15 protein-coding genes and 1 tRNA gene are annotated in these 16028 nt (G+C 68.7%); 13 read left to right on the top strand and 3 right to left on the bottom strand.

Annotation, left to right across the window (positions count from 1 at the left end; all coding sequences use genetic code 11):
• Positions 1–44: 44 nt before the first annotated feature.
• Complete coding sequence (locus FFS72_RS12395) at positions 45–2357, bottom strand: DEAD/DEAH box helicase (RefSeq protein ID WP_137874209.1); 2313 nt, start codon at positions 2355–2357, stop codon at positions 45–47.
• A 371-nt stretch (positions 2358–2728) separates the two neighbouring features.
• Between FFS72_RS12395 and FFS72_RS12390 the strand changes: the two genes are divergently transcribed.
• The 4 genes from FFS72_RS12390 to FFS72_RS12375 all read left to right on the top strand — a co-directional run bounded on the left by FFS72_RS12390 (position 2729) and on the right by FFS72_RS12375 (position 7449).
• The gene (locus FFS72_RS12390) at positions 2729–2932 is read left to right on the top strand and encodes a cold-shock protein (protein ID WP_005515803.1); all 204 of its coding nucleotides are present in this window, start codon (positions 2729–2731) and stop codon (positions 2930–2932) included.
• Positions 2933–3086: 154 nt separating this feature from the next.
• Positions 3087–3671 carry a hypothetical protein gene (locus FFS72_RS12385; RefSeq protein ID WP_050063505.1) on the top strand — a complete coding sequence of 195 codons (585 nt, stop codon included), beginning with the start codon at positions 3087–3089 and terminating at the stop codon, positions 3669–3671.
• A 102-nt stretch (positions 3672–3773) separates the two neighbouring features.
• Complete coding sequence (gene topA / locus FFS72_RS12380) at positions 3774–6740, top strand: type I DNA topoisomerase (RefSeq protein ID WP_137874208.1); 2967 nt, start codon at positions 3774–3776, stop codon at positions 6738–6740.
• A 10-nt stretch (positions 6741–6750) separates the two neighbouring features.
• Entirely contained in the window at positions 6751–7449 is a 699-nt protein-coding gene (locus FFS72_RS12375; RefSeq protein ID WP_137874207.1) for a helix-turn-helix domain-containing protein, read from the top strand.
• On the opposite strand, the gene FFS72_RS12370 is transcribed toward FFS72_RS12375, so the two are convergent.
• The gene (locus FFS72_RS12370) at positions 7416–7808 is read right to left on the bottom strand and encodes a VOC family protein (protein ID WP_137874206.1); all 393 of its coding nucleotides are present in this window, start codon (positions 7806–7808) and stop codon (positions 7416–7418) included. The two genes, FFS72_RS12375 and FFS72_RS12370, sit on opposite strands and share 34 nt — an antisense overlap.
• Before the next feature lie 119 nt (positions 7809–7927).
• The gene (locus FFS72_RS12365) at positions 7928–8524 is read right to left on the bottom strand and encodes a TetR/AcrR family transcriptional regulator (protein WP_050063509.1); all 597 of its coding nucleotides are present in this window, start codon (positions 8522–8524) and stop codon (positions 7928–7930) included.
• Between the two features lie 120 nt (positions 8525–8644).
• Between FFS72_RS12365 and FFS72_RS12360 the strand changes: the two genes are divergently transcribed.
• From FFS72_RS12360 to FFS72_RS12320, 9 genes are all read left to right on the top strand, one after another.
• Positions 8645–10012 carry a cytochrome P450 gene (locus FFS72_RS12360; protein ID WP_249353262.1) on the top strand — a complete coding sequence of 456 codons (1368 nt, stop codon included), beginning with the start codon at positions 8645–8647 and terminating at the stop codon, positions 10010–10012.
• Between the two features lie 33 nt (positions 10013–10045).
• On the top strand, positions 10046–11254 hold the full coding sequence (locus FFS72_RS12355; protein WP_137874205.1) for a DNA polymerase III subunit delta': 1209 nt from the start codon (positions 10046–10048) through the stop codon (positions 11252–11254).
• A gap of 68 nt (positions 11255–11322) precedes the next feature.
• A tRNA-Thr gene (locus FFS72_RS12350) sits at positions 11323–11395 on the top strand.
• A gap of 87 nt (positions 11396–11482) precedes the next feature.
• Entirely contained in the window at positions 11483–12091 is a 609-nt protein-coding gene (locus FFS72_RS12345; protein ID WP_137874204.1) for a DUF4352 domain-containing protein, read from the top strand.
• 316 nt (positions 12092–12407) lie between these two features.
• Entirely contained in the window at positions 12408–13136 is a 729-nt protein-coding gene (locus tag FFS72_RS12340; protein WP_249353261.1) for an RDD family protein, read from the top strand.
• A complete protein-coding gene (locus FFS72_RS12335) occupies positions 13133–13579 on the top strand; it encodes a DUF2752 domain-containing protein (RefSeq protein ID WP_137874203.1) in 447 nt (148 codons plus the stop codon). The genes FFS72_RS12340 and FFS72_RS12335 overlap by 4 nt, the downstream gene beginning before the upstream one ends.
• Before the next feature lie 183 nt (positions 13580–13762).
• Positions 13763–13957, top strand: coding sequence for a hypothetical protein (locus FFS72_RS12330; protein ID WP_137874202.1), 195 nt, complete (start codon positions 13763–13765; stop codon positions 13955–13957).
• A 54-nt stretch (positions 13958–14011) separates the two neighbouring features.
• The gene (locus tag FFS72_RS12325; RefSeq protein ID WP_137874201.1) at positions 14012–14674 is read left to right on the top strand and encodes a GntR family transcriptional regulator; all 663 of its coding nucleotides are present in this window, start codon (positions 14012–14014) and stop codon (positions 14672–14674) included.
• Complete coding sequence (locus FFS72_RS12320; RefSeq protein ID WP_137874200.1) at positions 14671–15954, top strand: MFS transporter; 1284 nt, start codon at positions 14671–14673, stop codon at positions 15952–15954. Before FFS72_RS12325 ends, FFS72_RS12320 begins: the two co-directional genes overlap by 4 nt.
• Positions 15955–16028: the final 74 nt, after the last annotated feature.

Below are 16028 nucleotides of genomic sequence, written 5' to 3'. Positions count from 1 at the left end.
CAAGTGAGCCGATGTGACATCAGGGAGCCCGCGGCGGAGGTAGGTCAGCGGGACAGGGCGCCGAGGACGGCGGTGAGGAGGAGTACCGCTCCTGCCTTGTCGAGAGGGTTGTTGCCGTTGCCGCACTTCGGGGATTGCACGCACGACGGGCAGCCGGCGACGCATTCGCAGGCGTCGATGGCGTCGCGGGTCGCGGTCAGCCACGGACGCAGTTGGCCGTGTCCGCGGTCGGCGAATCCGGCGCCGCCCGGATGCCCGTCGTAGACGAAGACCGTCGGCAGGCCGGTGTCGGCGTGCAAGGCCGTGGACACCCCGCCGATGTCGCCGCGATCGCACGTCGCGACGAGGGGGAGCAGTCCGATCGCGGCGTGCTCGGCGGCGTGGAGTGCTCCGGGGAGCCGGTCGGCGGGAATCCCGGCTGCTTCGAGTAGTTCCGTTGTTGCCGTGTACATCACGGCTCGCGTCGGCAGGGTCTGCTCGGGCATGTCCAGTTCGACGGAGTCGAGGACCTCGCCGGACGGGAGTCGTCTGAGGTAGCCGACCACCTGGTGGGTGACCTCGACCTCGACGAGCGCGACGGCGACAGCGCCGTGATCCGCGCGTTCGACGACGCGGGTGATGGTGATGTCGGTGGTCTCGCGGGCGGAGGTCGTCCACTCGGGGGTTTCGGGGTGGACGAGGGCCAACCCCTCCTCGAGGTCGAGCGTGTCGACGACGAACGTCTCGCCCTGATGCAGGTAGACGGCTCCGGGATGGGTGGTCGCCGGGGCGCGGCCGCCGTCGACGGTGCCGAGCAGGCGGCCGGAGTCGGCGTCGACGATCGCGACCTGGACGCCGATTCCGCCGCGGATGTCGACGAAGGCGTGCGGGTTGGAATCGGCGGTGACGAACCAGCCGTGTGCGCGACGCCGGATCAGGCCCTGCGCGGCGAGGTCGGTCAGCAGGTCGACGGCGTCGTACTCGGCGACCTCGGTGTCCGTGAGGGGCAGTTCCATTGCGGCGCACAGTAGTTGCGGGCCGAGTACGTACGGGTTGGTCGGGTCGGTGACGGTGGCCTCGACGGGCTTGTCCAGCAGGGCCGCCGGATGGTGGACGAGGTAGGTGTCGAGGGGGTCGTCGCGGGCGACCAGCACGACGAGGGAGCCTTCGCCGCGTCGCCCGGCGCGTCCCGCCTGCTGCCAGAAGGACGCGACGGTTCCGGGGAACCCGGCGACGACCACGGCGTCGAGTCCGGCGATGTCGACGCCCAGTTCGAGGGCATTGGTGGTCGCCACCCCGAGCAGGGTGCCGTCGGCGAGGGCCGCCTCGAGGTCGCGACGGTCCTCGGCGAGATAGCCGGCGCGGTAGGCGGCGACACGATCGACGAGATCCGAATCGATTTCCGCGAGAACCTTTTTGGCGCCCATCGCGGTCAGTTCCGCGCCTCGCCGTGAGCGGACGAAGGTGAGGGTTCGAGCGCCCTCGACGACGAGGTCGGCCATGATCCGGGCGGACTCGCTGCCCGCCGCGCGCCGCACCGGTGCGCCGTTCTCGCCGGTGACGTCGGTGAGCAGTGGGGGTTCCCACAGTGCGACCGTTCGAGGCCCGTGCGGGGATCCGTCGTGGACGACCTCCGCGCAGGGAGCGCCGACCAATCGGGTGGCCGCGGCTCCGGGGTCGGAGGTGGTGGCACTGGCAAGGACGAACACCGGGTCGGCGGCGTACCGGTGGGCGATCCGGCGGAGGCGACGCAGGACCAGTGCGACGTTTGAGCCGAAAACTCCACGGTACGAATGGCATTCGTCGACGACGACGTAGCGCAGGTGTCGGAAGAAGTGCGCCCAACGTTGGTGTGACCGCAACATGCCGACATGCAGCATGTCGGGGTTGGTGAACACCCACCGTGAGTTGGCGCGCACCCACTGTCTGACCTCGGTCGGGGTGTCTCCGTCGAAGGCGCTCGGATAGGCGTCGACGAGTGCGTCGACGCCATCGCACAGCGTGACTGCGGCGCGGATCTGGTCGGCGCCGAGGGCCTTCGTCGGGGCCAGGTACAACGCCGTCGCTCGCGGATCCTCCGCAAGCGCCGTCAGCACCGGTAGCTGGTAGGCCAGGGACTTTCCGGATGCGGTGCCGGTGGCGACGACGACGTTGGTGCCGCCGGCGGCGAGTGTTGCGGCGTGTTCCTGGTGGGTCCACGGAAGGGGGATGCCGGAGTCGCGGAGTGCGGCGACCACTTCTGGGTGGGCCCAGGCCGGCCATTGGCCGTAACTCGACGCGCGGGCAGGCAGTTCCGCGATATGGGTGACGGGCTCTTCGTGGTTCGGGGTGCCCGCAAGGACTCGATTCAGGAGTTGACGTCCGTAACTCTCGTCCACTCGCTGTTCTCCGCGTTCTGTATCGGCCGGGTCGTGCGGTCGACCTGGGTTTTTGATGTTACTGCCGGCGTCTGGGCGTGTCAGTGTCGGCCCCGGAGCGCGGACCCTGGGGGTCCTGAACTGGGGTTACCCGCGAGTACAATGCAACAAGATCATTTCATTGTGGTTTTAGGCTGTTGCACTCGCACGAAGCGTGGTTGACTAACTCCCGGTCGCAGCTTCTGTGTTCGTGTACGCGCTCGCAGGACGATGTTGCGAGCGCGGTGCGCGATGCTTTCCTGAGGGGGAATCAGCGGTACAGCGGTCGGAACCGGCCCGGTGGGCTGTGAGCGCCGCCCGCCGCATCCGGTGTTAGAAAGAGAAGGAACAGCATGGCACAGGGCACTGTGAAGTGGTTCAACGCGGAAAAGGGATTCGGCTTCATCGCCCCCGAAGACGGATCCGCTGACGTTTTCGTCCACTACTCCGAGATCCAGGGTAGCGGCTTCCGCACCCTCGAGGAGAACCAGCGCGTCGAGTTCGAGGTCGGCCAGGGCACCAAGGGTCCCCAGGCGACCGGCGTTCGCGCCATCTGATTCGAGTACCGCAACAGGTTCGAATCTCTCGTCCCCCGCCGCCATGCGGTAGCGGGGGACGAGTCGTGTCCGGAGCAATTCGGGACATGTTCGCGCGGTAGGTCGCACCTGCATCCGCTGAAGAAACCCCGCGACCGGGGTTACTGTCCTGAAGGTGAACCAGCTGTCCTTCTTCTCTGCGGACACCGTCCCACCGGAGATTGCGGACCTCGACGGTCTGCTCGCCGGGCCGGGTCAGATCGTGGCCACCGCCGACCGTGCCCGGGTGTCGGTGGTCGTCGACGCGCAGTGGCGAGCCGACGCGATCGCCGAAATGATCGAGGACGCCGGCCTCGTCGCCGAACTGACGCGATCCGACGAGGGCAGCCCGCTCGTCCGGACGGCGTCGGTGCCGGAGCTGGCGGTGCTCGCCGCGCGCTGGACGAGGGGCGCCGTGAAATCGGTTCCGAGCGGATGGGTACCCGGACCTCGTGCATTGCGGGCCTGGGCGTTGGCCGCCGGGCGCGCGGACAACGATGGCAGCAGATTCGTGCTCGGCCTCGACCCGCATGCGCCCGACACCCATCCCGTCCTCGCGCAGTCGCTGATGCGGGCCGGTGTCGCTCCGACCCTGTTCGGTACCCGCGGCACCGGCCCGGGACTGCGGATAGTCGGGCACCGTCGCCTGCTGCGACTGGTCGAGAACATCGGTGAACCACCGCCAGGGGCGGAGGCGGTGGCCGCGTGGCCGCGGGTGTAAAACGGTCGACACGGAACTGATCTGCAAGGATTGTTCCGCGGTGTGTCACTCTGGTAGCCGGGTGATCGCCGAACATTGGGCGAGAAAGGTGCAGGCAGAGACGTGGCAACTCGGGACAAGGACACAGCAGGGGACACCACCACTGCTGCCGGCCGGACGCGTCGGCTCGTGATCGTCGAGTCGCCGACCAAGGCCCGCAAAATCGCCCCATACCTGGGCAAGGACTATGTCGTGGAGGCCTCGGTCGGGCACATCCGTGACCTGCCGCGCGGCGCCGCGGACGTCCCCGCCAAGTACAAGGGCGAGTCGTGGGCACGTCTCGGCGTGAACGTCGACCACGACTTCGAGCCCCTCTACGTGGTCAGTCCCGACAAGAAGTCGAAGGTCACCGAGCTCAAGAGCCTGCTCAAGGACGCGGACGAACTCTTCCTCGCCACCGACCCCGACCGTGAGGGCGAGGCCATCGCCTGGCACCTCCTCGAAACCCTGAAGCCGAAGATCCCGGTCCGCCGGATGGTCTTCCACGAGATCACCAAGCCCGCGATCCTCGCCGCCGCCGAGGACACCCGCGACCTGGATCAGGACCTGGTCGACGCGCAGGAGACCCGCCGCATCCTCGACCGTCTCTACGGCTACGAGGTCAGCCCGGTCCTGTGGAAGAAGGTCATGCCGAAGCTGTCGGCGGGCCGCGTCCAGTCGGTGGCGACCCGCGTCATCGTCCAGCGTGAACGTGAGCGGATGGCGTTCCGTTCCGCCGAATACTGGGACATCTCCGCCACCCTCGACGCCGGTGCGCAGGCCAGCCCGCGCACGTTCGGCGCCCGCCTGGTCGCCGTCGACGGCAACCGGGTGGCGACGGGCCGCGACTTCGGCGCCGACGGTGCGCTGAAGGCTGCGAGCAGCGGGACCGCGTCCGGCGGAGTGACCGTCCTGAACGAGGCGGCGGCGCGCACCCTCGCGGAGGCGTTGCACGGAGTCGACCTCACGGTCGCGTCCGCGGAGGACAAGCCGTACACCCGCAAGCCGTACGCGCCGTTCATGACGTCGACGTTGCAGCAGGAGGCCGCGCGCAAGCTGCGGTTCTCGTCCGAGCGGACGATGCGCACCGCGCAGCGGCTGTACGAGAACGGCCACATCACCTACATGCGTACCGACTCGACGACGCTGTCGGAGTCGGCGATCAATGCGGCCCGGGCGCAGGCAACCGAGCTGTACGGCGCCGAGTACGTGAGCCCCTCGCCGCGCCAGTACACGCGCAAGGTGAAGAACGCGCAGGAAGCGCACGAGGCGATCCGTCCCGCGGGCGACGTCTTCGCGACGCCGGGTCAGCTGCACAGCCAGCTCGGCACCGACGAGTTCAAGTTGTACGAACTCATCTGGCAGCGCACCGTCGCGTCGCAGATGCAGGACGCCCGCGGCACGACACTGACGCTGCGCATCACCGGCACCGCTCGTTCCGGGCAGGAGGCGACCTTCTCGGCGTCCGGCCGGACCATCACATTCCCCGGCTTCCTCAAGGCCTACGTCGAGTCGGTCGACGAGGAAGCGGGAGGCCAGTCCGACGACGCCGAGTCGCGCCTGCCGGTTCTCGTTGCGGGGCAGGGTGTCACGGCCACCAAGCTCGATCCGGACGGTCACACGACGAATCCGCCCGCCCGATTCACCGAGGCCAGCCTCATCAAGACGCTCGAGGAACTCGGCATCGGCCGGCCCTCGACCTACGCGTCGATCATCAAGACCATTCTCGACCGCGGCTACGTCTACAAGCGAGGCAGCGCGCTCGTTCCGTCGTGGGTGGCGTTCGCCGTCATCGGCCTGCTGGAGGCGCACTTCGGCCGGCTCGTCGACTTCGACTTCACCGCTGCGATGGAGGACGACCTCGACGAGATCGCCGGGGGGCGCGAGCAGCGCGGGAACTGGTTGTCCGGCTTCTACTTCGGAGGCCAGGAGGGCCCGGAGGGATCCGTTGCCCGCGCCGGTGGCCTGAAGAAGATGGTCGGGGAGAACCTCGAGGGCATCGACGCCCGCGAGGTGAACTCGATCCGGTTGTTCGACGACGCCGAGGGCCGCGAGGTTCACGTCCGCGTCGGCCGGTTCGGTCCGTACCTGGAGCGGATGGTCGTCAATCCCGATGATCCCGAAGGCGATCCGATCTCGCAGCGGGCGAACCTGCCCGACGATCTGCCGCCCGACGAGCTCACCCCCGAGTACGCGGAGAAGCTGTTCGCGACCCCGCAGGACGGCCGTCGCCTCGGTGTCGATCCGCTGACCGGGCACGAAATCGTCGCGAAGGAAGGACGATTCGGGCCGTACGTCACCGAGATCCTGCCTGAGCCCGAACCGACCCCCGAACCCGACATCGTCCCCGTGCCGGTCGCCGATGCCTCGGTGGACGGTGCCGCCGCCGTCGCGACCAAGGCGCCTGCCAAGAAGGCGGTCAAGAAGGCCGCGAAGAAGGTCGCAGGACCCAAGCCGCGCACCGGGTCGCTCCTCAAGTCGATGGATGTTGCGACGGTGACGCTCGAGGATGCGCTGCGGTTGCTGTCGCTGCCGCGTGTGGTCGGCGTCGACCCCGAGTCGAAGGAAGAGATCACCGCGCAGAACGGGCGCTACGGCCCGTATCTGAAGAAGGGCACCGACTCTCGCTCGCTCGCGAACGAGGAGCAGATGTTCACCGTCACCCTCGAGGAGGCGCTGAAGATCTACGCCGAGCCCAAGCGTCGTGGACGTCAGGGTGCCGCAACGCCGCCGCTGCGCGAACTCGGCAACGACTCGGCGACCGACAAGCCGATGGTCATCAAGGACGGACGCTTCGGGCCGTACGTCACCGACGGCGAGACCAACGCCAGCCTGCGCAAGGGTGACGAGGTCGAGACGATCACCGACGAGCGTGCATCGGAACTGCTGGCGGACAGGCGTGCTCGTGGTCCGGTGAAGAAGAAGGCGGCGGCCAAGAAGGCGCCCGCCAAGAAGGCTCCGGCGAAGAAGGCGGCGGCCAAGAAGGCGCCCGCCAAGAAGGCCGCGGCCAAGAAGGCGCCCGCCAAGAAGGCATCCGGCACCGAGGACTGACGCGGTCGCCGTGTACCGGGAACTGTCGATCGCGTTACCGGGCACGGTTGCCTGGTCGGTGGACGCGGTCGGCTCGGGCGGGTCGTTCGTGCTGCCCGACGGCTGCATGGACCTGATCTGGCACGAGGGCGGCATCCTGGTGGCGGGACCCGACACCCGGGCCCACCGCACCACGGCGGCGGGCCCGCGCGCGATCGGATTGCGGTTCGCTCCCGGGCTCGGCCCGACAATTCTCGGGGTCGCGGCCGACGAATTGCGCGACACCAGAGTCGAATTGAACCAACTCTGGTCGGACGCCGCCGTTCGTCGGCTGTCCGACGCGGCGGAACGCGACCCGCTCGACGCCCTCACCGGCGAGGTCCGACGCAGGCTCGGTGCGGCGGACCCGCCGGTCGAGGCGACGATCGCGGCCCGGTTGGCGGCGGGCGCGTCCGTCGCCGAAGTCGCGGCCGCACTCGGTTGGAGTGCCCGAAAGCTGCACCGGAAATCGTTGGTGGCTTTCGGCTACGGCCCCAAGACACTCGACCGGGTACTGCGTTTCGACCGCGCGCTGTCGGCGGCCCGCGCAGGCGTCGGATTCGCGCGCGTCGCAGCCGACGCCGGATACGCCGACCAGTCGCACCTGGCGCGCGAAGTGCGCGCGCTCACTGGTGGGTCACTGTCGGAACTCCTGTCTCAGTCGGGCAGTGCGGCGAACAGGTCGACGTGATTGCCGTCCGGGTCGGTCAGCGTCGCGTACCGCTGACCCCAGAATGCGTCGAAGGGCGCGAGCGTCGAGGTGCCACCGACGGTGAGCAGGTCCGCGTACGTCGAGTCGACGCCGTCCGGCGTGCCGCAGTCGAAGGCCAGTGACGGGCCACCGCCGGTGGTGTGGACGAAGTCGGGGTCGAACGAGCGGATCGTGGCGACCGTGTCGAACGCGAGTCGCAGACCGCCGGGCAGGGTGACCTCGACATGCGGCTGCGCCGCCGCCTCCTCCGGGATGTCGAGGCCGAGGCGGCGGTAGAAGGCGAAGGTACGGGCGAGGTCGGCGGAGACGAGGCCGATCACGGAGAAAGTCGGGGTCATGCCTCGACGGTAGGCGCCGGGCACCGCGGCGTCTTGAACGTTTCGGACACCGCAGCCCGTCATCCCCCCAATCGGGCGGGAGGGATGTCGCGACGGGAGTGGCCGGTGGGCGAGCAGGATCAGGTGAACATGAGGGCGACGGCGTCGGCCAGTTCCTCGCCGGTCACCTCGACGGCGCCGTCGAGCCAGGCTGTGACCAGTTCGGCCATGCCGCCGATGAACAGCAGGCCCGCGATCTCGCTGCGGTTGCGGTTCTCGTCGCCGGTGCCCCACTTTCCGTGCGTTTCCTCGGCTGCGAGGTGTCCGAAGTGGCGGAGCAGTTGGGTGCGACGCCGGCGCAGTGCGGGGATCGCGACGGACTCGATGATCGCGACCCGCCCCTTCCTCGGGTCACGTTCGACGAGGGCGACGAAGGCGAGGACGGACGCGCGAACGCGGGCGGTGAGGTCGTCTCCCGCGGCGTCGGCTGCTGCCGTGCTCGTCTGCTCGATCTCGGTGGCGATCGTCTCCATCACCGCGGTCAGGGCGTCGTCGACGGTGCGGAAACTTTCGTAGAAGTAGCGCTCGCTGAGGCCGGCTTCGGCGCAGATCCGCGTCATCGTGACGCGTTCGTCGCCGGACCAGACGGACAGCGTCGCGTCGAGTAGACGGGATCGACGCTGGGCAGCGCGGTCCTCGGCGCTCACTCCGCGGTATGTACCCGACTGCACGGCCATGCCGAACAGCCTTGCACGACGACGTCGCGGGCCACATATTGACAGAGCATCCTTCCTGAATGATAGTGGTGCCGATCACACTCGTTTGGCCTGTACACGGCACCGAAGGGGGAGTTTGCGATGGTCGGATCGTCGAGTCGCCTTTCCGATACCGCGGAGTCGCCCGCACGGGACCTGCCGCCGATCCGCCGCGCCGACCGCGGGATGCCCGTGCTGGGTCGCGCGCTCGACTACGCCCGGTCGCCGATGGTCATGTTCGAGCGGCAGTGGGACCACTACGGCGAGATCACCCCGATCCGGATGATCGGCCGCACCTGGGTCGTCGCGCTCGGTCCCGACGCGTGCGAGGAGATCCTGCTGAACCGGAGCAAGGCCTTCGCCAACGGTCCGGCGTGGACCTACGTGGTGGGTCCGTTCTTCCGGCGCGGGTTGATGTTCCTCGACTTCGACGAGCACCTCCTGCACCGGCGCATCATGCAGCAGGCGTTCGCCCGCGCGCGCCTCGACGCCTACACGACGGCGATGCACCCCGCGATCGAGACGGCACTCGAAAAGTGGGGGAGCACCAAGGGATTCAAGGCCTACCCCGCGCTCAAACAGTTGACACTGTCCATCGCCACCGACACATTCATGGGTGGGGCGCCCGACACCACCCCGGCCGAGATGGACCGCATCAACCGGGCGTTCATCGACTGCGTCCAGTCGGCGGCGGGGATCGTCCGCCTCGACATCCCGCTGACCCGCTGGGGTCGCGCGCACCGCGGCAGGCGCAGGCTCGAACGGTTCTTCCGCCACTACCTGCCGTCGCGCCGCGCGACCCGCACCGACGATCTCTTCTCCGTGCTGTGCCACATCGAGAGTGAGGCCGGCGAACGCTTCAGCGACGACGACGTCGTCAACCACATGATCTTTCTTCTGATGGCCGCGCACGACACCTCGACGAGCACCCTGTCGGCGATGCTCCAGTACCTCGGCCAGCATCCCGACTGGCAGCAGCGGTGCCGGGACGAGTCGCTCGCGCTCGGGCCGCGGCCCGCACTCGCCGAACTGGAGGCGCTGGAATCGCTCGACCTCGTGATGAAGGAGTGCCTGCGACTGCGGCCACCGGTGCCGGTCGTCGTGCGCCGCAGCATGACCGACGTCGAGGTGCGCGGCATCCGCATTCCCGCAGGTACCGACGTCGTGGTGACACCGCAGTTCTCGCACATGATGGACGCGTACTGGACCGACCCGCAACGCTTCGACCCCGAGCGGTTCGGGCCGGAGCGTCGGGAGGACCGTTCCCACCACTACGCATGGGAGCCCTTCGGCGGCGGCGTGCACAAGTGCCTCGGCATGCATTTCGCGGGCGGCGAGGTGAAGGCCGTCATGCACCACCTGCTGCGTGGATACGAATGGCGCGTCGACCCCGGCTACGTCGCGCCGATCAACAACCATTCGCTGCCGTTCCCCAGCGACGGTCAGCCGATCGACCTCGTGCGCCGCTGACACGATGTCGTGGCCGCTCGATAGGGTGGGCGCATGGCGGGAGTGTTCGATCGGCTGGTGGGCCAGCACGAAGTCGAGGTCGGGCTGATCGCTGCCGCCACCGCGGCGCGAGGCAGCGTCGACGCGACCGCCCCCGAGGGTTCCGGCTCCCGGATGACGCACTCGTGGCTGTTCACCGGCCCGCCCGGGTCGGGTCGCTCGGTCGGCGCGCTGTGCTTCGCCGCGGCCCTCCAGTGCACGAGCGACGGCGTCCCCGGCTGCGGGCAGTGCCATGCCTGCACCACCGTTCTCGCGGGCACGCACGGCGACGTGCGCCGAGTGATCCCCGAGGGCCTGAGCATCAGCGTCAAGGAGATGCGCGAGATCGTGCAGACCGCGGCGCGGCGACCCAGCACCGGACGCTGGCAGGTGATGATCATCGAGGACGCCGACCGCCTCACCGAAGGCGCCGCGAACGCACTCCTGAAGGTCGTCGAGGAACCACCGGAGCGGACGGTGTTCCTACTGTGCGCGCCGTCCGTCGACCCCGAGGACATCTCGGTGACCCTGCGGTCGCGGTGCAGGCACGTGGGGCTGGTCACCCCCTCGGTCGATGCGATCGCCGGGGTCCTGCGCGAGCGTGACGGACTCGACGAGCAGACCGCGCTCGATGCGGCGCGGATCAGCGGAGGCCATGTCGGGAGGGCCCGCAGACTGGCCACCGACGAGGCCGCCCGCCGGCGACGCGACCAGGGGCTCGGCCTCGCGTCGGCGGCGACGAGATGGTCGACGCGCTACTCCCTCGCCGAGGAACTGGTCCGCGAACTCGAGGTCGAGGCCAAGGAGCTCAACACCGAGATCAACGACCGCGAAACCGAGGAACTGCGCACCGCCCTCGGGGCAGGCGGCACGGGCAAGGGCGCGGCCGGCGCCCTCCGCGGATCGGCCGGTGTCCTCAAGGACCTCGAGCGCAGACAGAAGTCACGCGAGACACGGATGAAGCGCGACGCACTCGATCGGGCGCTGATCGACCTCGCGGGCCTGTACCGGGACGCACTCGCCGCGGCCTTCGGATCGTCCGCGACGGCGAACCATCCCGACCGCGCCGATCAGGCCAGGAAGATGGCAGGCGTCGGCAGTCCCGACGCACTGCTGCGCTGTATCGAGGCGGTGCTCGACTGCCGCGAGGCGCTCGACACCAACGTGAAACCCCAGTTCGCGGTGGCGGCCATGATGGCGAAGCTCGGCGCCGAGCTGGGCTGACGGACCCCGTTTTCGTATTCCGAGGCCGAGCCGTTAGACTTCCGTTGCTCGGTCGACAGGCCGGGCGCGCTGCCTTAGCTCAGTCGGTAGAGCATTTCACTCGTAATGAAAAGGTCGAGAGTTCGATTCTCTCAGGCAGCTCAGCGAAACCCCAGGTGAGAGTACAAGTCACCTGGGGTTTTCTGATTTCTCGAACCTGATTGCCTTGCCGCTGGTTAGCCTGCCGGTGTGAAGAAGCTGATGGTGGCGGCGGTCGGTCTCGGAATGCTGTTCGTGGCGGGGTGCAGCAGCGACGACTCGCCAGCCACCCAGGACTCGCCGGCCGCCCAGGGGAACTCGGCCACTCCGGAGACGGCGGCGGCGACGACGTCCACAGCAGCTCAACCGTCGGGCACGCCGGGCGTGTTCAAGGTGGGGCAACCCGTCGACAACGGCGGGCTCACGGTGACGATCGCGTCGGTCGAGACGGTGCCTGCCGTCGCGGTCTCGGATGGCGCGGGTGGATACAGCGATCGGACGGCGCCCGAAGGTCGGCAGTTCGTCGTCCTCGACGCCGACATCGCGAACGGAACGACCTCCGCGATCGACCTGAGTTGCGGCACGACGATCGGAACCCGACTTCTCGACACACAGAAGCGGCAGCACAACGTGATCGACGACCTCGAGTCGGTACAGGGCAACCGGCCGTGCGGCGACCAGGTCGCGCCCGGCACCGGCGGTGAGATCCGCTGGGTGTTCGAGGTTCCCGCCGATGCGGTGCCGAGGCTCTTCGCCTTCCTCAACGAGGCAGGTCCGGATCCGACGGCCGTGACGGTTGTCGATCTGTCGGTGAGCTGACGGCACCCTGTAGCCACTGCCTGTGGACAACTCGGCCGGGCGGTCCGGCGACCACGGACGACGCCCGATCGAGTTTGCCCGATCGGTGCCGAAAGAAAAGTTGTCAACAGGTACGAATGAACGGGTATGCGCAGGTCGGTGCCGTTTCTCTTCAGTGATCCCGGGCGCTATCCACAGTTATCCACAGTCTGTCCACACGCTGACCAGGCCGTGTGAGTTGTTCGTTCCACAGCTGTGGACAACTTGACCGGCAGGGCGCACAGATTCGGGCTACCTTTCCTCTACCGGACATCCCGGGACGGAAAGGATGGTTGTGATGACCGATCCCGAACACCCGGACGCGCAATCCCCGGGCCCGGCGCAACCGCCGCCCGGCCCTCCGCAACAGGGCCCTCCGCAACAGGGCTACCCACAGCAAGGTCCTCCGCCGCCCGGCTATCCACAGCAGGGATACCCGCCGCCCGGCTACCCGCAGCAGGGCCCTCCGCCGCCGGGCTACCCGCAGCAGGGTTACCCCCCGCCCGGCTATCCGCCGCAGTACGCGGCGCCGCCGATGCCCGTCTACCCGTACGCGTCGTGGGCGTCTCGGTTCGCGGCCTACCTGCTGGACGGGATCGTCATTCCCCTCGTCGGGTACGTGATCGCGGGGATCGGTGCGTTCCTCGCCTTCAAGGACGCGAGTTCCACCACCGTCACCTACAGCGGTGACTACTACGATGAGACGACGAACCTGGACGGCGTCAACGGTGCCGGAATCGCGATCATGGTCGCGGGGTTCGTGCTCGCGGTGGCGCTCGTGGTGTGGAACAACGTCTTCCGTCAGGGGCGAACGGGTCAGACCGTGGCGAAGTCGTGGATGGACATCGCGGTCGTACGGGAGGTGGACGGGCGACCGCTCGGCGCGGGAATGGCCTTCGTGCGGTGGCTGCTGCTCATCGTCCTCGGCGATCTGTGCTTCCTGAATTTCCTGTGGCCGCTGTGGGAGGAACGCAAACGGTGCTGGCACGACATGCTGGTCTCGACGGTGGTGATCCGGACGGCGTGAGCACGACTGGCGAACTCGACACCGCGGCGCCGACCGGGCGTGCCGGCCCCAAACGCTGGGCGGGTCCGGTCACGGTCGCCGCCGCGGCGCTGGCCGGGGCGACCCTGCTGTACGTGCGGGACCCCCACCGGCCGGGGGCCTACGGGCTGTGCCCGTTCCAGGCGCTGACCGGGCTGTGGTGTCCGGGCTGCGGCGGCCTGCGCGCGGTCCACGACCTCACCCACGGTGACGTGGTGGCGTCGCTGTCGAGCAACGTGTTCGTGGTGCCTCTGGTGCTGGTCCTCGCCGTCGCGTGGGTGCGATGGGTGGGGAAGCGGTGGCGGGGCGAGAACGGGAGGATGATCGTGTTGGGGCCTGTCGCGACAGCGGTCGTGCTCGGTGCACTCGCCGTTTTCACCGTCGTCCGCAACACCCCGTGGGGTTCGGTCCTCGCACCCGGCTGACCCTCGACCGTGCGAATCCGAGGAGGAATTCGATGGCCATGCAGATCTTCTCGCTGATCGTGCTGATCGGCGCGCTCGTCATGCTGATCCCGGTGGCGCGGCGCGTCTTCGGCAAGCGCGACGAGTAACGCGCCACCGCGCCACCACTCTCGACACAGGCACGAGAACGGACCATGCTCAATCATGGCCGAATCACTGCGTGACCGGGTCCGTGAGAAGTTGTTGCGCCAGATCGCCGAGGACGGCGGTGGGCCGTGGGAGGGTGCGGAAGACGATCCGCGCCTCATTTCGCTCGACGACGATCTCGCCGTCCTCGACCGCGCTCAGGACGGCGACCCGGTGATCGAGGAGCTCGCCGCCAAGTACTGGGTCCCCTGACCGTGACCCACCCAGCCTCCGGGAAGTCGTTCGCCTAGCGTATAAATACATCTTGTGTCTAAGTTGCGTTCCGCGTCCGAGCAGGTCTACTTGGAGGTCAAGGAGCGGATCCTGTCCGCGACCCTCCCCGGCGGGGAGCTGATCAGCGAGGGCGAGATCGCGTCCGAGATGGGGACGAGCCGCACCCCTGTCCGCGAGGCCTTTCTGCGTCTCGAGGCCGAAGGCTGGATGAGGCTGTTCCCGAAGCGCGGCGCGCTCGTCGTCCCGGTCGCCGACGGCGAGACCGAGCATGTTCTCGCGGCGCGTCTGCTCCTCGAATCCGATGCCGCGCACGCGGTCGTTCGCGGCCCGGCACACCTGCGCACCGACCTGGTCGAAGCGCTGCGCGCCAACCTCGACTCCCAGCGAACGGCTGCAGCGAACGCCGATGTCGCCGAGTTCAGCGGCCTCGACGCCGACTTCCACGGGCTGATCGTCCGTGCGGGCGGGAACCCGCTGCTGGTGAGCTTCTACATCGGTCTGCGCGAGCGTCAGCGCCGGATGACGGCGAAGTCCCTGGTCCGCGACCCCCGGCAGTTGCAGTCGATCATCGACGACCACATCCGTCTCGCCGACCTGATCGAGGCAGGCGACGCCGACGCCTTCACAGCATCGGACGACGCCCACATGCGCCGTGTCCATGGACTCCCCATCGCAATCGAGGACGGTGCGCGATGAGCGTCCGGTTCGACACCGCCGTCGATGCCCCGGCCCCGTCGCGGTCGCGGATCGCGCCGTGGGCGCTGGTCTCGGCGGCCATGTTCGCTGTGGCCTGGGGCGGCAACGAGTTCACGCCGCTGCTCGTCATGTACCGGCTCGACCACGGGTTCTCGCCGGTTGTCGTCGACGCCTTCCTGTTCGCGTACGTGCTCGGCATCGTGCCGGCACTGTTGCTGGGCGGACCCCTGTCGGACCGGCTGGGTCGCCGTCCGGTCATGCTCCCTGCGCCCGTCATCGCGGCCGCGGGTTCGCTCGTGCTGGCGTTCGGGGCGGACAGCGCGCTGCTGCTCGTGGTCGGACGCATCCTCAGCGGGATCGCGCTCGGGCTCGGCATGGCGGTCGGTGGCAGCTGGCTCAAGGAACTGTCGGTGCCGCCGTGGGACACCGCCGCCGGGCCCGGCGCGGGCGCCAGACGTGCGGCGATGAGCCTGACGGCCGGGTTCGCGATCGGTGCGGGAACTGCGGGTGTGCTCGCACAGTGGGCGCCGTGGCCGAGCGGACTGGCGTACGCACTGCACATCACGATCACCATCGGCGCCGGGATCGCGCTGGTCGCGGCACCCGAATCGCGCCCGGCGACCCCTGTGGGTGAGCGGGCGCGGCTGATCGACGACCTGAAGATCCCGGCCGCGTCCCACCGCAGGTTCTGGCTGGTCATCGCCCCGGTGGCGCCGTGGGTGTTCGGTGCGGCGAGCTGTGCGTATGCCGTCATGCCCGCGCTGATGGCGGACCACAGCGGCGGCCGTCCCATCGCGTTCTCCGCACTCCTGTGCGTTGTCGCGTTGGGTTGCGGGTTCGCGATCCAGGCGCTCGGACGGCGCATCGACACCCCACGCAGCGCTCGTGCCGTGATCGTCGCACTGTCCTTCCTGGTGGTCGGCATGGCGCTGGGCGCTGTCGCCGCCGGCCGGTTGACCGTGCCGCTGGCTGTGCTCGCGGCCGCGGTCCTCGGCTGCGGGTACGGCATGGCGCTGGTGTCCGGTCTGCAGGAGATCCAGCGCATTGCGCGACCGGACGACCTCGCCGGGCTGACCGCGGTGTTCTATTCGCTGACGTACATCGGGTTCGCGATTCCGGCGATCCTCGCGCTGGTCGTCGAGAACTGGCCCGCGGTGGGGTATCCGGTGATGTTCCTGTTCGGAGCGGCCGTGGCCGCCGCGAGTCTGGTGCTGGTGATCGGTAACAGCCGGGCGCATCTCCCGGAAACAGGCAGTGACAGAGGGAATCCGGATCGTTAGGACGAGCGCCCGGATCGTGGGCTGATCGCGACCTTTCGGCGACCACGCGGCCACATTGCCGGGCGTAGCGTTGC

It is taken from the genome of Rhodococcus sp. Q (genome assembly GCF_005503035.1).
GTDB lineage: Bacteria > Actinomycetota > Actinomycetes > Mycobacteriales > Mycobacteriaceae > Rhodococcus_G.
Note: the sequence above shows the minus strand (reverse complement) of the source record. Positions and strands in the feature narration are given on the sequence as shown.

Bases quoted from the DNA above. Each gene is read 5' to 3' on its own strand.
- FFS72_RS12365 (WP_050063509.1), bottom strand. From the start codon at position 8,524: ATGGCCGTGCAGTCGGGTACATACCGCGGAGTGAGCGCCGAGGACCGC.
- FFS72_RS12370 (WP_137874206.1), bottom strand. From the start codon at position 7,808: ATGACCCCGACTTTCTCCGTGATCGGCCTCGTCTCCGCCGACCTCGCC.
- FFS72_RS12330 (WP_137874202.1), top strand. From the start codon at position 13,763: ATGGCCGAATCACTGCGTGACCGGGTCCGTGAGAAGTTGTTGCGCCAG.
- FFS72_RS12390 (WP_005515803.1), top strand. From the start codon at position 2,729: ATGGCACAGGGCACTGTGAAGTGGTTCAACGCGGAAAAGGGATTCGGC.
- FFS72_RS12355 (WP_137874205.1), top strand. From the start codon at position 10,046: ATGGCGGGAGTGTTCGATCGGCTGGTGGGCCAGCACGAAGTCGAGGTC.
- FFS72_RS12360 (WP_249353262.1), top strand. From the start codon at position 8,645: ATGGTCGGATCGTCGAGTCGCCTTTCCGATACCGCGGAGTCGCCCGCA.
- FFS72_RS12340 (WP_249353261.1), top strand. From the start codon at position 12,408: ATGACCGATCCCGAACACCCGGACGCGCAATCCCCGGGCCCGGCGCAA.
- FFS72_RS12320 (WP_137874200.1), top strand. From the start codon at position 14,671: ATGAGCGTCCGGTTCGACACCGCCGTCGATGCCCCGGCCCCGTCGCGG.